At 29.5% G+C, this 15,649-nt stretch carries 15 protein-coding genes, 1 tRNA gene and 1 pseudogene; 8 read left to right on the forward strand and 9 right to left on the reverse strand.

Annotated elements, in window-relative coordinates; genetic code table 11:
* Positions 1 to 64 precede the first annotated feature (64 nt).
* The 4 genes from BLT88_RS12005 to BLT88_RS12020 form a co-directional block, all read right to left on the reverse strand.
* The gene (locus BLT88_RS12005; RefSeq protein WP_091955003.1) at positions 65 to 2,824 is read right to left on the reverse strand and encodes a carboxypeptidase-like regulatory domain-containing protein; all 2,760 of its coding nucleotides are present in this window, start codon (positions 2,822 to 2,824) and stop codon (positions 65 to 67) included.
* Positions 2,825 to 2,863: 39 nt separating this feature from the next.
* Entirely contained in the window at positions 2,864 to 3,694 is an 831-nt protein-coding gene (locus BLT88_RS12010) for a GLPGLI family protein (RefSeq protein ID WP_091955005.1), read from the reverse strand.
* A gap of 112 nt (positions 3,695 to 3,806) precedes the next feature.
* Positions 3,807 to 4,640, reverse strand: a complete 834-nt coding sequence (locus BLT88_RS12015; protein WP_091955008.1) for a GLPGLI family protein — start codon at positions 4,638 to 4,640, stop codon at positions 3,807 to 3,809.
* An 8-nt stretch (positions 4,641 to 4,648) separates the two neighbouring features.
* Entirely contained in the window at positions 4,649 to 5,005 is a 357-nt protein-coding gene (locus tag BLT88_RS12020; protein ID WP_091955010.1) for a hypothetical protein, read from the reverse strand.
* 120 nt (positions 5,006 to 5,125) lie between these two features.
* On the opposite strand from BLT88_RS12020, the gene BLT88_RS12025 reads away from it, so the two are divergent.
* The 4 genes from BLT88_RS12025 (at position 5,126) to BLT88_RS14440 (ending at position 8,228) form a co-directional block, all read left to right on the forward strand.
* Complete coding sequence (locus tag BLT88_RS12025) at positions 5,126 to 6,688, forward strand: sensor histidine kinase KdpD (protein ID WP_091955012.1); 1,563 nt, start codon at positions 5,126 to 5,128, stop codon at positions 6,686 to 6,688.
* Positions 6,681 to 7,358 carry a response regulator transcription factor gene (locus BLT88_RS12030; RefSeq protein ID WP_091955014.1) on the forward strand — a complete coding sequence of 226 codons (678 nt, stop codon included), beginning with the start codon at positions 6,681 to 6,683 and terminating at the stop codon, positions 7,356 to 7,358. Before BLT88_RS12025 ends, BLT88_RS12030 begins: the two co-directional genes overlap by 8 nt.
* A 64-nt stretch (positions 7,359 to 7,422) precedes the next feature.
* Entirely contained in the window at positions 7,423 to 8,037 is a 615-nt protein-coding gene (locus BLT88_RS12035; protein ID WP_036783334.1) for a deoxynucleoside kinase, read from the forward strand.
* A 68-nt stretch (positions 8,038 to 8,105) separates the two neighbouring features.
* Entirely contained in the window at positions 8,106 to 8,228 is a 123-nt protein-coding gene (locus tag BLT88_RS14440) for a hypothetical protein (protein WP_301071999.1), read from the forward strand.
* A 472-nt stretch (positions 8,229 to 8,700) separates the two neighbouring features.
* Here the strand turns inward: BLT88_RS14440 and BLT88_RS12040 are convergent.
* Positions 8,701 to 9,162: pseudogene (locus BLT88_RS12040) on the reverse strand (RNA polymerase sigma factor); the annotation flags it as partial.
* Between the two features lie 321 nt (positions 9,163 to 9,483).
* Between BLT88_RS12040 and BLT88_RS12045 the strand changes: the two are divergent.
* The 4 genes from BLT88_RS12045 to BLT88_RS12060 all read left to right on the forward strand — a co-directional run bounded on the left by BLT88_RS12045 (position 9,484) and on the right by BLT88_RS12060 (position 13,757).
* A complete protein-coding gene (locus BLT88_RS12045; RefSeq protein ID WP_036783327.1) occupies positions 9,484 to 10,347 on the forward strand; it encodes an RNA polymerase sigma factor RpoD/SigA in 864 nt (287 codons plus the stop codon).
* A gap of 103 nt (positions 10,348 to 10,450) precedes the next feature.
* Entirely contained in the window at positions 10,451 to 11,107 is a 657-nt protein-coding gene (gene rpe, locus BLT88_RS12050) for a ribulose-phosphate 3-epimerase (protein ID WP_091955016.1), read from the forward strand.
* Positions 11,108 to 12,496 (forward strand): exonuclease domain-containing protein, encoded by a 1,389-nt coding sequence (locus BLT88_RS12055; protein WP_091955019.1) that lies wholly within the window; start codon positions 11,108 to 11,110, stop codon positions 12,494 to 12,496. It begins immediately after the preceding gene.
* Entirely contained in the window at positions 12,477 to 13,757 is a 1,281-nt protein-coding gene (locus BLT88_RS12060) for an FAD-dependent oxidoreductase (protein ID WP_091955022.1), read from the forward strand. Before BLT88_RS12055 ends, BLT88_RS12060 begins: the two co-directional genes overlap by 20 nt.
* A 158-nt stretch (positions 13,758 to 13,915) precedes the next feature.
* Here BLT88_RS12060 and BLT88_RS12065 read toward each other — a convergent pair whose 3' ends face one another.
* From BLT88_RS12065 to BLT88_RS12080, 4 genes are all read right to left on the reverse strand, one after another.
* Complete coding sequence (locus tag BLT88_RS12065; protein ID WP_091955024.1) at positions 13,916 to 14,332, reverse strand: CBS domain-containing protein; 417 nt, start codon at positions 14,330 to 14,332, stop codon at positions 13,916 to 13,918.
* A gap of 170 nt (positions 14,333 to 14,502) precedes the next feature.
* Positions 14,503 to 14,579 (reverse strand) — tRNA-Arg (locus BLT88_RS12070).
* A gap of 36 nt (positions 14,580 to 14,615) precedes the next feature.
* On the reverse strand, positions 14,616 to 15,065 hold the full coding sequence (locus BLT88_RS12075) for a GatB/YqeY domain-containing protein (RefSeq protein ID WP_091955026.1): 450 nt from the start codon (positions 15,063 to 15,065) through the stop codon (positions 14,616 to 14,618).
* Between the two features lie 41 nt (positions 15,066 to 15,106).
* A complete protein-coding gene (locus BLT88_RS12080; RefSeq protein WP_091955028.1) occupies positions 15,107 to 15,556 on the reverse strand; it encodes a retropepsin-like aspartic protease in 450 nt (149 codons plus the stop codon).
* Between the last annotated feature and the right edge of the window lie 93 nt (positions 15,557 to 15,649).

Raw genomic sequence — 15,649 nt, forward strand, 5'->3', positions numbered from 1 at the left:
TGCTAAAGTAAATAAAAAATGGCTCAATTTCTTGAGCCATTTTAAAAAACTAAGTTCTATTATGTTATAATTGATATCTCACTCTAAGACTAACATATCTTGGCAAAATAAATCTTTCGTTTACGTTAAACGAAATAATACTTTGATTTACAGAAGCTTGAGAACCTGTTGCTAATAAATTACTTCCAACCAATTCATATTCCCATTTTGCATCTTTATTTTTTCTATAGGCTAGCTTCGCATTCCAAATTTTAAATAAATTAAGCACATTTCCTTCTTGCCTCGTTTCGTTATAAGAAAAATCTGAACGAACTGTTAAAGAATTCCAGATATATGCATCAAAATTTATAGATGGCACATGCGTTATAGATTTTACATCTGCAGATCTAGCACTATTACTTTGGTCTGCAAAATTAACTCTGTATCTAAATGTTACATTTGGAGCTTTTGTAAAATTTGTACCAATACTCGCATTCAAACCTTTTGATATATTTTCGTTCGTATTTTCTCTAGAGTTAATAAATTGATAGCTTTTGTTATAGGAGAAATTACCTCCTAATCTCATTCTAACCTTTTTAATGGTTTTACCAAGACCAAAGAAAGCGGTTAAACTTTCATTATCCAAAGGTGAATTGATACTCGTACTACTTGAAACTACGGAACCTGGTGCAAAAATGGTATTTCTATTTACTTGATCAGCAGTTTTTCTATAATTTATTCTTGCAAAAACATTACTTGCATTAAATAGATTAAAACTCGAATATCTTAATGTCAAATTATGAAAACTAGCATTTATTAAATCAGCGTTTCCAGCAAAGAAAGAGTTGTAACTATTGGCAACAATACCTCTTGCTATTTGGTTTACATCTGTAAAATTAACCTCTTGTTTATAGCTAAAATTTAAACTTTCGCTTCTTTTAAACTGGGCAATAACTTCAAATTCTGGCAAAAATTTAGCAAATTTATCTTGAAAAAATTCTGTCCCATATTGTGTGTTTTTTGAATTATAAGAATGGATTGTAAAACCAGGTGTAATCGTAAAAATACCAGCTTTTAAACGATATCTCAATCCAGCATAGATATCTGTAAAGTTATATTCTGTATCGTTTGTAGATTGTGCATCATTGATTCCAGGAATTGTAGGGTTTGGATCTAACTCAATACCATTATCTAAAATTTGAAAAAATCTAGAATTAAAATTTTGTGTACTCAAAATAGTACCAGCTACAAAGTTTAAATTACTTTTTGTATTTAAAATATAATAATAATCTAATTTTGCATCTAATTGATTTGATTTTACACGTCTATCTTGTTCTAAATTATAAAACATATTAGACCTATCTAAGCCTAAAGTTGAGGCTGCATCATCAAAACCATCTCTATCTTCAGGATTTATGGCATCATTATTATTTGGATCATTTTCTAATGAAGCTACATAAAACGGATCTTCATCTTGCAGTAAATGTTTCACTTCTAAAGCGAAGATACTTTTTTCACTTGCCGTATAAAAATAGCTTAAATTTTGATTTATTTTAAATGGCGTCGCTCTTTCAGTTTCTGTTATGTCACTTAAAACGCGAGAATTTATATCTTCAGTTTTAAATTCATTTGAAAAACGACCGGTAATATCATAATTTAATTGATTGTTAAAGTCTTTTTTATAAATTGAACTAAAACGAAATAAACCCGTATTACTTGTTTGATCTGTTGTATTATCAACTAGATCATCTGGAGTATTGGGATCTATATAATCTATAGAATTAATATTTCTTTGTCCGCTACTATTACCAGACCAAATTAAGAAACCACTTAAATCTAATTTTTTATTGGGAGAATAACTGAAATTTAGTGCAGATAATTTAGTTTCAATTCTATTTGCGTTTCTGGCGCTGGCATTTAAAAAACCAATACCCGCATCTGCAATATTAATGTTTGTTCCATTCGATGGACTTTGACTTTGAAAGCCTCCTCCAAAACTTCTTACATCTCTTCTGCTTAAAACAACATCTCCAATATTATTTACATCTCCAATAACATTGATCGTATATTTAGGAGTGTAGTAGAACAATTTCGGTTGAAAAAGATATAAGCCATCATCGGAAGAATTTCCTGCACCTAAAGTTACATCTCCAAACCAAAAATTCTTTTTACCTTCTTTTAATTTGATATTAATAGCAACCCTATCTTGATTGTTTTGAACACCACTAAGTTGATTTACATTTGAATAATTTCTTAATACCTGAATTTTGTCTACTGCATTAGAAGGAATATTCTTAGAGGCTAATTTAGTATCACCACTAAAAAATTCTTTTCCATCCACCATTATTTTTTCAACAACTTTTCCTTCAACTTCAATTTCACCAGCATCATTTACTTCTACTCCCGGTAATTTTTTTAATACATCTTCCAACTTTCGTTCAGAACCATTTTTAAAGGAATCCGCATTATAAATTATCGTATCTCCTTTAACAGTAACTGGCATTTTAGAAACAATAGTAATACCGTCTAACATTTTATCTTCGACCATGTTAAAACTCTGAGAAATGTTAGTTTCTTTGGTCGTAATAAATGTGCTAACTTCCTTATAACCTATGTAACTAATTTTAATGTTATAAACTGTATTATTTCTCAAATCCAATTTAAAATTTCCCTTGGCACCTGTAAAACCGAAGGAAGCAATTCTTTTCGCAACTGTATCTAGTGCAATTACATTTGCCATTTCTAAAGGACTTCCAATAGAATCTTTCACAACACCCCTTAAATTAATTTGAGCAGTTGAAACCCAAGACACCATAAAAATGGTAATAAGTATAATTTTTTTCATATGATAATGATTAAGTTTAGTCAGATTAATTTAGAGTTACTAGAATCTTCTTCCACCTCTTCCTCTACTTTTAAATTGTTCTCTAATTTCTTCCGATTTCTTTTTTACAATTTTGTTGTATTCTTCTCTGTTAACTTCCTTACCCTTGGTTGGTTTCTTAATCTCTATTGTTTCTGCTGGATTCATTACAATTTCTGTGCACAACATCGTTGTTCTTCCCTCATTTATTTCTAAAATTAAACCTGGTAAACCAAAATAAGTTCCTGGTCCTGAGCTTACAGGAATTTGAGGAGTGTACCATGCCGTTACTGCTAACATTTTTACATCTTCTTTTTTATCAACTGTTTCTGTAGAATCTTTCTTTTTACTGTTTCCTCTTCTACTAAACATTTTTCCCCAATCTACTTTGTTATCTACTTTTACCATCGTTGCTTTATAGCAAGTATATTGGCCAATTTTCTTTGTTTCCATTCCCATTTCCCATTTTGGTTGATCCATCTTCTCAACCACCAAAAATCGTTTACTAAATTGCTCTACATCTTCAATCATTTCGCGATCTTTAAGGTTTTTGTAAATAGACCCTTGACCATTATTATTACCCCATCTACGTCCAGCGGTTCCAGGAGCATCTAATTTCACATCCTCTTTAAAAGAAGATTCTGTTTTATTGAAACTTAATGTATAGTTTTTTTCTAAAAAATTCTTAAAACGAGCCATCATTTGTTTCTTCTGCTGCTCGCTCATTTTTTCGCCAAATCGATTCATGTCCATGGTAGTTTTAGACATATATGTAGCTTTTCCTTGAAAGTCTTTTTGAGCAAATGTTGTAACAGTAACCATTGCTAATAGGAATGTAAATAGTAATTTCATATTCTTTTATTTTATTTTTCTTCAAAAGTAATCTTAAAAACTAACCCTAAGACTTAAAAAAAACTTAAAAGTTTAATGAATTTGCATAAAAATTAAACATTTCACAAAAATATTACCCTCCAATTTTTATTTCGATTCCTTTTCCATCTCTACTTCTATAACGTTCCATCATTTCTTTTGTTTTTTCTTTTTGAATTTCATCATATTTTTTTTGTGAAACAACCTTGCCTTTTTCCGGTTCTTGAAGCTTAATTTTATCTGCAGGGTTCAAAATAATTTCTGTACATACAATTGTTTTCTTACCATCATTTATCTCTAAAATTAAACCGGGTAAGCCTTGGTAATTTCCAGGGCCGTTGCTAATAGGCACTTGTAATGTATACCAAGCAGTTGTAATTATCTTTTCTTTCTTTTTTTCTTCTTTACTTTCACCATTATCAAAAGTCATTCTAACATTTTCTACTTCTTCTGTAAACGTCGCTTTGTAACAAGTATAATTTCCAATATTTTTTGTTTCTGATGACAATTCCCATTCGTACTCCGTAAGTTTGTCTTTCACTAAAAAACGTTTTCCCATAATTTCTGTTTGATTCGAAAAACGTTTCTCCTTAATATTTTTGAAATAGACACTACCATTTCCAGCACCACCAAAAGACATCAACATAACCCCGGCTCCGCCCACTTGAGGTTTTGGAGCATCTAACCTTATGTCTTCTTTGTAGGTTGACGTTTTTTGATCAAAATTTAAAATAAAAGTTTTCTGATTCATTTTTTGTAATCTCGCCTGAATTTGTTTTTTCATGTCATCAGACATCGTTGATTTTTCATCTTCACCAAACGAAAAAGAAGATTTAATGCTTGTTTTATAAATGGCTTTTCCCTCAAAATTTTGAGCATTTGCTGCAAGAGAAATTAAAACGATTAAAACGGATAATTTTACTTTCATAAGATATATTATTTATTGTTTGATACTAATTTAGAAATTGCTTTTGCTCCTTTTTTCATCTTATGAATCAAAGAATCAATATTTTTTGTTTCCCCACTTACTTTCATAGAAGATTTGAATTTATTTTTAGATTCCGGTAAATCAACCTCAAAAACAAACTCAATTAAATCTTCTGGTTTATTTTCTTTAAAAATTTCTTTCATGTCATTCCAATTAATAGCTTTTAACTCTTCCTGAGAACTGACAGCATATTTAATAGTATGTATTGTAAATTTACTTCCCTCTTTATCTGCTTTAAAAGTAGTCTCTTGAGAAGAAATAGAAAAACAAGCTAGTAAAAATGTAATTGTAAAAAATTGTTTCATAACTATAGTGTTTAAATTATACACTGCAAATATCTTACATAAAGAACCTTTTCTTAGTTAACGAACGTTAACGATTGTTAACGCCTTCTATTTATTAAAAAAAGAAATTACCTTTGAAGTATGAATACGCAAAAACATAGATGGATTCTCTATTTAATTGTAATTACAATTATTACTACAATTACAGTACAAGCTTATTGGAATTACAAGAATTACAAAGAAAACAAGCGTTTAGTCACCAATGAAATTCAATTAAGTTTAGATAATGCAATTGAAGAATATTATGCTAAAATTGCTAAAAATAAATTTACCACAATTATAGGTTTACAACCAGAATCAGGCGATAGCTTCCTCACCGACAATATTAATTTGGAGATGTTTTCAAAAGACACCAATTTAGCTAAAATGAAAGACTCTGTAAAATCTCATGAAATTAAACCTAGTTTTACTATAGAAAATATTTCTATTAATTTGGATGAAAATTTCACAAAAGTCCAGAAAGACTCGATGGTAACACACTTTAAAGAACTCTTTAATGACAAACCTAAAATAAAAGCACAAACAGAGGAGAAAGCTTCAAAAATTGCAACCAAAATAAAAAATTTTACAAGTAAAAAAAATGCTGATAGTTTACAATTAATTAAGAAATTAAAACCTATTTTTTTCTCCATAACATCGAATGCAATCATTTATAAAGAATTAGATTCTTTGATTAAAAATCAGCTTTTAGAAAAGAAAATTCCGATAGATTATAAAATTAATCATTTAAAAAATGACACGCTCTTTTATGCCTCTAACGATTCTTTACCTATTAAAAAATTCACAAAAAGTGTCTCCTCAAAATCCACCTATGTAAAGAAAAATGAAGAAATTAAATTACGCTATAACCATATAAAATCAGAGGTTTTAAAAAGAAGTTTTTTTGGTATTACTCTATCACTTTTATTGTCTTTAGCTGTAATTTCTTCTTTGTTTTATTTACTAAAAATTATCAATCAACAAAAAGAATTAGCTACCATTAAAAACGACTTGATAAGCAATATCACGCATGAGTTTAAAACTCCTATTGCTACTATTTCTGCAGCTATTGAAGCAATTAAAAATTTTAATGTTTTAGAAGATAGAGAAAAGACGCATAAATATCTTTCCTTGTCCTCTATTCAGATAAATAAACTACATCAAATGGTTGAAAAATTATTAGAAACAGCCATGTTAGACAGTGAACAATTAGCACTCAAAAAAGAAAGTATTGATCTAATTGATCTGGCAGAAAGATTGGTTTCTAAACATCAAATATTAACCCATAAAAAGGAACTTTCATTTTCTACAAACTTGCAACCTTGTTATGCAAATGTTGATGTTTTTCATTTCGAAAATGTGATTTCTAATTTGATTGATAATGCTGTAAAGTATGGAGGTGATAAAATTGAAATAAATATAAACTCAACTTTAAACTCGATAGAAATTACAGTAGCTGATAACGGAGTTGGCATTGAAAAAAATCAACAAGAAAAAATATTTGATAAATTTTACAGAGTTCCTAAAGGAAACACGCATGATATTAAAGGTTTCGGAATTGGTCTGTATTATTGCAAAAAAATCATTGAAAAACATGAAGGTAGTATTTCTATTTCTTCGGATAAGAAACAAACTATTTTTAAAATAACGATTTCTAATGAATAAAATAAAAGTGCTTTTAGCAGAAGATGAGGCTAGTTTAGGAATGATTGTAAAAGAGAGTTTAGAATCAAGAGACTTTATTGTCTTTCATGGAGAAAATGGCGAAATAGCTTCAGAAATATATCAAAAAGAAAAACCAGATATTTTGGTTTTAGATGTAATGATGCCTTTAAAAGATGGTTTTACATTAGCAAAAGAAATTAGATTAGAAAACAAAAAAATTCCTATTATCTTTTTAACAGCAAAATCGCAAACTTCAGATGTATTGGAAGGTTTTAATCATGGAGGAAATGATTATTTAAAAAAGCCTTTTTCTATGGAAGAATTAATTGTGAGAATCAAATCTTTATTAAATAGAATTGAAATTAAAACGAATGTTGATGCCATTAAAATAGGTAATTATTCCTTTAACCTAACCAAGCAAACACTTCAAAATTCTTTAGAAATTGAGCAACTTACGCATAGAGAAGCACAACTACTTTTTTATCTTTTTGAAAAGAAAAATGAAGTTTTAGATAGAACTTTTATTCTAAACAAACTTTGGGGAAATGATGATTTCTTTAACGCAAGAAGTATGGATGTTTTTATTAGTAAACTTAGAAAAAAGTTAAAGAAAGATACAAATATTCAAATTATAAATATTAGAGGTTTTGGATATAAATTAATTTGTTAGTCTTTCTGCGCACTATATTTTTCACTACCTTTATAGCTCGTTTTAATTTTAGAATATTTAAAATATGCACGTTGCAATTGCAGGAAATATTGGTGCCGGTAAAACCACACTAACTAGACTTTTAGCCAAACATTATAAATGGAATCCACATTTTGAATCTGTAGATGAAAATCCTTATTTAGACGACTTTTATTCAGAAATGGAGCGTTGGTCTTTTAACTTACAAGTTTATTTCTTGAACAGTCGTTTTCGTCAAATATTAGAATTAAGAGAATCTGGCAAAAATATTATACAAGACAGAACCATTTATGAAGATGCTCATATTTTTGCTCCCAATCTGCATGCAATGGGTCTAATGACCAATAGAGATTACAATAATTATAGTTCTTTGTTCGATTTAATGGAAAACTTGGTTTCTCCTCCAGATTTATTAATCTACTTAAGAGCAGATATTTCTACTTTAGTTGGGCAAATTCATAAACGAGGTAGAGATTATGAAAACTCAATTAGTATTGACTATTTAAGCAGATTAAATGAGCGCTATGAAGCTTGGATTTCTACTTACAAAAAAGGAAAGTTACTAGTAATTGATGTTGATAATTTAGATTTTGTTACAAATCAAGAAGATCTAGGTTATATAATCGATAGAATTGATTCGCAAATTCATGGTTTATTTTAATAAATCAATAGTATAAAAAAGTAAAGAGACCGTGTTTAACGGTCTCTTTTTTTGTGATAAAATCACTCATGATAGTTAGTCCCCCAACTTCCTATCAAATTTTGATAGAGTATAAACTTCATACTTCTATTTTAGATCCTGTAAATGCCTTACTAGGAACTATTATTATCTTATTTAGTGATGATGCCTAAAAACCATCACGATTCATTTCATTTTTTACCTGCTGTTGATGTCTAAAACAATAACGTTTTAATACTATTTATTTAACAAAAAGCAAATACTACCGCGCTAAGATTTTGCAAATATAGTAGATTAATTACTATTCATCTAATATAAAGCACCTTTAGACATAACTTATAGGTTGTCCAAAAAATATTTGGTCAATTCTAAAGAAAAAAGCATACTCCAAACTGCCTTCTTTTCATTGTTTTTCTTCATAAAAAATCTATCATCAGAATAACTACTTTATTTTTTAATTTTGACAAAAAATCAATTTAATAATTCAAATACTTCTACTTAAAAGGTAGCTTTGATATTTGGGTTTTTTATAAGAAACAATTCAGCTTGTTATTTAAGGAACTTGATTAAATTAAATACGCCCTGGCTCAATAACTTCTGACACCTCATATTGAGGTATAATCTCTTTAAAATAATTACTCTTATTTAAAATTCTTTATATAAGCAAATAACTTTTTGCTTAGCTCTCTTTACACGCATTTTCACAGCACTTTCACCAATTTCTAACTTTTCAGAAATTTCTTTAATACTCAAATCATCTTGATACTTCATTAACAGAATCATTCGCTCTTTTGCCGCTATTAAAGCCAATACTCTTTCTGATTTTTCTGACTTTAACTGAAACAATTTTGTATCATCTGTATCTTCAGAAGCATCCTCTTCTTTTATTTGACTTGTAACTAGTGTCACTTTTTCTTTCTTCTTATATTCATTTCTTTGCACATAATTTATACAAAAATTATAAGTAAACGAATACAACCAAGTAGAAAACTTTGAATTTCCTTTAAATGTTTTAAGTTTTGTAAATAAACGAATAAAAACATCGTGTGTTAAATCTTCTGCTTCCTCTTTATTTTTAGAAAAACCATAACATCTATTATAAATTGCTTTATAAAACCTACCCTACAATAAGGCGAGTAATTGACAACTATTTGTTTCAACTATTTTAAAAACCAATTCTTCGTCTGTAAAGTTATAAGCACTAATAGATTTCACAATTCGTTCTACTTTATACACAAAAGAAAGAAATAAGCCACGTGCGTATTAAAAAATAAGATAAACTGTAGTTTTGAATCGATGGAAAGGCTATTTGTCACTTTTAAGAAAAAAAATAAAAAAGTTTACAACTTTTGTAACATTTATAAAAGTTCTTACGTATAATGAATTGTAGCAATTACATTAATCCTTTAAAAAGTAATAGAGAATTAGATGAGACAACTTAAAATCACCAAGCAGGTTACCAATAGAGAAACTGCATCATTAGACAAGTATTTACAAGAAATTGGTAAAGTAGATTTAATTACTGCTGATGAAGAAGTAGAATTAGCACAGCTTATTAAAGCTGGTGATCAAAGAGCGTTAGAAAAATTAACGAAAGCCAATTTAAGATTTGTTGTATCTGTTGCTAAACAGTATCAAAATCAAGGATTAACACTACCCGATTTAATAAACGAAGGAAATTTAGGTTTAATTAAAGCAGCAAAACGTTTTGATGAAACGAGAGGTTTTAAATTTATATCCTATGCTGTTTGGTGGATTCGTCAATCTATCTTACAAGCATTAGCAGAACAATCTAGAATTGTACGTTTACCGTTAAATAAAATTGGTTCTATCAATAAAATTAACAAAATGTATGCTTTCTTAGAGCAAGAAAATGAGCGCCCACCAAGTGCTGAAGAAATTGCTAAGAAATTAGACATGACTGTTAATGATGTAAAAGAATCTATGAAGAATTCTGGACGTCACGTATCTATGGATGCACCATTGATTGAAGGAGAAGATTCTAATTTGTATGATGTATTGAATTCTGGAGAATCTCCAAATCCTGATAAAGTTTTATTACATGAATCTTTACGAATTGAGATTAACAGAGCACTAGAAACATTAACGCCGCGTGAAGCAGATGTTGTAAAACTATACTTTGGTTTAGGAGAACACCAACCAATGACATTAGAAGAAATTGGTGAAACGTTTGATTTAACTCGAGAACGTGTCCGTCAAATTAAAGAAAAAGCAATTAGAAGATTAAAACATACGTCTAGAAGTAAAATTTTAATGACGTACCTTGGGTAGTCATTATTGTAAATAAAACTTGTAAAACTCTCGAATTTAATTCGGGAGTTTTTTATTTTATATCCCTATTTTTACAACAACAATAAAACACAACAACAAACTAATGAGTAATTTAATTGCACCTTCAATTTTAGCGGCAGATTTTGCCAATTTACAGAGAGACATCGAAATGATCAATAACAGTGAAGCAGATTGGTTTCATATTGATATTATGGACGGTGTTTTTGTGCCTAATATTTCATTTGGAATGCCTGTTTTAAAAGCAATTACCAAACACGCTAAAAAAACAATTGACGTACATTTAATGATTGTAAATCCTGATCAATACATTCAAACATTTGCAGATTTAGGAGCTACTATTTTAACCGTACATTATGAAGCGTGTACGCATTTACACAGAACGATACAAGCCATAAAAGCTGCAGGAATGAAAGCAGGTGTTGCTTTAAACCCTCACACACCGATTGCAGTTTTAGAAGATGTAATTTCTGAATTAGACTTGGTTTGCATCATGAGTGTAAATCCGGGTTTTGGAGGACAATCTTTTATTGAAAACACGTACAAAAAAGTAAGTCAATTAAGACACTTAATAGATTTTACGAAATCTGATTGTCAAATAGAAATTGACGGCGGAGTTACAGATAAAAACGCAAATGCTTTAATTGAAGCTGGGGCGAATGTTCTGGTTGCTGGAAGTTATGTTTTTGGTGCAGAAAACCCTACTGAAACTATTGCTGACTTAAAAAACTTAATTGCCTAATTGTTATACGCTGTAGTAGATATAGAAACCACCGGAAACGGCTATAAAGGTCAGAAAATAACTGAAATCTCTGCTTTAATTTTCGATGGAAAAAAGATTGTTGATGAATTTACTTCCTTGGTAAATCCTGAACAAAATATTCCAACATTTATTACCAATCTCACAGGCATTACAAATGCCATGGTGAGAAATGCACCCAAGTTTTATGAAGTTGCAAAAAAGATTGAAGAAATTACAAAAGGTACTATTTTTGTTGCCCATAATGTTAACTTTGACTACAATATAATTCAAGCAGAGTTTAAAAGTCTAGGATACGATTTTAAACGAAAAAAGCTTTGCACTGTTCGCTTAACAAGAAAAATAATTCCGGGATTACCTTCCTATAGTTTAGGTAATATTTGCAGTGGTGAGAATATTCCCATAAATGGAAGACACCGGGCAAAAGGAGATGCTGAAGCTACGGTTGAATTGTTTAGAAGATTACTTGAAAGAGATGATAATTTCACCATCAATTCTTTTTTAAATCCAAGATCTAGACAAGCAACCTTACCCCCTCTTTTAGATAAAATAGTAGTTGATAAATTACCTGAAACATTTGGCGTTTATTACTTTAAAAATTTAGCAAAGGAAGTTATTTATGTTGGGAAAGCCAATAATATAAAGCAAAGGGTAATCAGTCATTTTTATGATAAAAAGAAAAAAGAACAAACCATGTGTTTAGAAACCGCTGATGTCTCTTTTACAAAAACAGGTAGCGAATTACTGGCATTATTACTAGAGTCCTCAGAGATAAAACATATATATCCAAAATTTAACAGAGCTCAAAGAAGAGCAGGAGAAGCCGTTGGTCTATTTTCTTATGAAGATCAAAAAGGAATCATTCATTTGGCGTATAATCGATTAAAATTAGCTCCAAATGCAATCATGAAATACTATTCTGTGGCCGAATGTAGAACTCATTTGGAATCTTTGTGTGCTGAGTTTGAATTGTGTCCCAAATACTGTCATTTACAAACCAATGTTTCTAGCTGCTTTCATTATCAATTAAAAGAATGTAAAGGTATTTGCTGTGATAAGGAAACTGTAGAAAATTATAATGTAAGAGTAAGAGAAGCCATAAAATCGGTTGGCATTGGTGCCGAAAATTTAGTCATCAAAGAAAAAGGTAGAATTAAAAATGAAGTTGGTTTTGCTTTAATTTTAGATGGAATTTACAAAGGAATTGGTTATTTAGATGCATCTCAAGATGAAGTCTTAAAAACTCCAGAAGAGTATCAATTTTTTGTAGCACCCAAAAAAGACAATAGAGATGTGCAAAGAATTATCGCTTCTTACCTGAAGAAAAAAGAAAAATTAAAAGCCCTCGAAAATGGAGAAATCAGCATATAAAATACATATCATTGGTGCAGGAATTAGTGGTTTAATAGCAGCACAAGTTTTAGAAAATTATGGTTATCATCCAATAATTATTGAGGCTTCTAGTTCTGTTGGCGGACGTGTAAAATCTGATATTATTGATGGGTACACGTTAGATCATGGTTTTCAAGTATTATTGACTTCTTATCCTGCAGCAAACAAATATTTAGATTTTGATGCGCTAGAAGTACAAAAATTACTGCCAGGTGCTACCATTTTTAAAAATGGAAAGTCACAAACTATTGGAGATCCTTTGCGTTCTTTTTCTTTATTGTTTCCCACACTATTTTCTTCTATTGGATCTTTTTCTGATAAAATAAAAATCCTTAAACTAAATATTCTTTTAAAGAAAAAGAAAATTGATACGATCTTTAAAGAAGATGAAAAAACTACACTTCAATATTTAAAAGATGTTGGCTTTTCAGAAGAACTGATTCAATCCTTTTTTACACCTTTTTTTAGCGGCATATTTTTAGAACCCAATTTAGAAACTTCAAGCAGAATGTTTGAGTTTGTATATAAAATGTTTGGTGAAGGATTCGCTGTTATTCCAAAAAATGGCATGCAAGCCATCTCAAATCAACTAAAAGAAAACTTAAAAAAAACAACCTTTTTATTCAACTCAAAAGTTCAAGAAGTTCAAGATAATCAAATTACTTTAGTTGATACTACAGCAATTAAAAGCCATATTACTATCATTGCCACAGATGCAAGTCATTTTATTTCTAATCTTAAAAATCAAGAAACAGCTTGGAAAAGTTGTGATACTTTATATTTTGAAACTCCCGTAAAATCGATTAAAAAACCTTTAATTGGTTTAATTGCAGATAAAAATGCTTTCATTAACAATATCTTTTACCCAACGAGTATCAACACAGCAACAAAAGGAAACAAAGAATTACTTTCTGTAACCATAGTAAAAAAGCACCACTTAAAAGAAGAGGAATTGATTAAAAAAGTTGAAGAAGAATTATTAAAATACTGTAATATTTTCGAAGCAAAATTTTTAAAAAGATATCAAATAAAAAAAGCATTACCCAATATTAAAAATCTAGAATATGAAATTTCTAGTACTGAAACCAAATTAAAATCTACAATATTTTTAGCTGGAGATCAATTACTAAATGGTTCTTTAAATGCGGCAATGATATCAGGAGAAAGAGCGGCAATGGGTGTTATACAAACTTTAGAAGACGGCCTCATTATAGATGAATTAACCTCTGAATATTCTTAAAATTAAAAGAAATCATTTTTATTTTTTTTGATTCTAGAAGCGTTTCATTTATTTTGTAAATCAAAAAAGACCCTAGATCTTTCTATAATTATTACGAACTAATACAAGAAAAAAAAGATTTTAAAAAAACCTCTCCTCAAGAACTCAATATTTACAAGCTACAATTGCGCTATTAAATAGTTAATTAAATCTGTAGTGGTAACAATACCAACCAACTCGTTATCTTCAACAACTGGTAAGGCATGAAATTCTTTTTTAGATAACAATTCCGCCACTTCTTTAATCGTGGAATTCGGTGCCACCATGAATAAATTTCTAGCCATAACTTGTTGAATAGAAAACATATCATATACAAAAGTATCTATGCTATTTTCATCATCAGAAACGTCGGCAAAACTAATTCTTAATAAATCCGAGTAACTTAACATTCCCAGTATTTCTTTTTCTTTGACTACAGGAATATGTCTTATTTTATGTTTTTTAAATAATTTTTCGGCAGTTTCTAGTCTATCAGCAACATTTAAAGTAACTACCTCTGTTGTCATAATTTCTGATATTGGAGTTGTTCTCTTCATAATATTAGTTTTAATGTTGAACCAAATTTCATAAAAAAGCAGGTATTTAAAGCTGATTTATATCATTTAAGAAAAACTATTTTGGTAGTATCTTACTAAGGATTATTTTTTTCTGCAAATTCTTTAAAACAAAAAAAAGCCTCAAAACATAACGTTTTAAGGCAATTATATGGTGACCCAGAAGGGATTCGAACCCCCAACCATCAGAGCCGAAATCTGACATTCTATCCAGTTGAACTACTGGGCCTAATTTAATTCCTGGAAAAACAGGAATTAATTATATTTAAATCAAATTCTTTTTTACCAATGCAGAAATCGTTTTACCATCTGCTTGACCGGCTAATTGTTTTGAAACCATTCCCATTACTTTACCCATGTCTTTCATTCCTGCTGCACCCATACTTGTAATAGTTTCTAAAACAACTTTTTCAATTGCTTCTTCAGATAATGCTTCTGGTAAAAACTCTTCTAAAATTGCTAATTCAGCCAATTCTGGATCTGCTAAATCTTGTCTATTTTGTTTTATAAAAATAGCTGCACTATCTTTTCTTTGTTTCACTTGTTTCTGGATAATTCTAATTTCCTGCTCATCCGTCAATTCCGCTTGCACACCAGTTTCCGTTTTTGCCAATAGAAAAGCAGATTTTACAGCTCTTAAAGCTTGTAAAGCAATTGTATCTTTTGCTTTCATTGCTTCCTTCATTTTATCCATTACTTGTTTTTGCAAACTCATATTTTCGTTTTTTTAAGATACCAAAGATACACTTCTCCCGTTTATTTTTTTGACTTTTTTAAATACAAAATTTTTTGTTTATAATCTATGAATGCTTTACCACTCTCTAAAATATCAGCGCCTATAATACCGTGAACTTCATTTGCATTATGCTGTGTTAAAGCCTTATTTACGTGTGATAAATTAAACAAAACTAAATGACATTTACTTATTTTCCAATCCCCAATTTTAAGTGAATTGTTTTCTGACTGCAGCGTCTCCATATCCGTAGCACCTGCACCCGCAGCTTTGGTTTCACTTTCTTGAGCATCCAAATTAAAATATTCAATTCTATCTATACCTACGCAAGAATTTGAAGCACCGGTGTCTAAAATAAAGCGTCCTTTTACACCATTTATTTTCGCTTTTAGCTCTAAATGATTAGTAGCAATTCTTTTTAATTTTACTTTAAAATACTTCTTTTTTTTTAATATTTTTTGGATACTTTTCATTCTAAAATTTCAATTACACTCAAAAATACGATATAAAAAATTCACAAAAAAACCGATACAAAATTGCATCGGTTTTAATATTATAACATGAGA

The organism is Polaribacter sp. Hel1_33_78, assembly GCF_900106075.1.
Classification (GTDB): Bacteria; Bacteroidota; Bacteroidia; order Flavobacteriales; family Flavobacteriaceae; genus Polaribacter.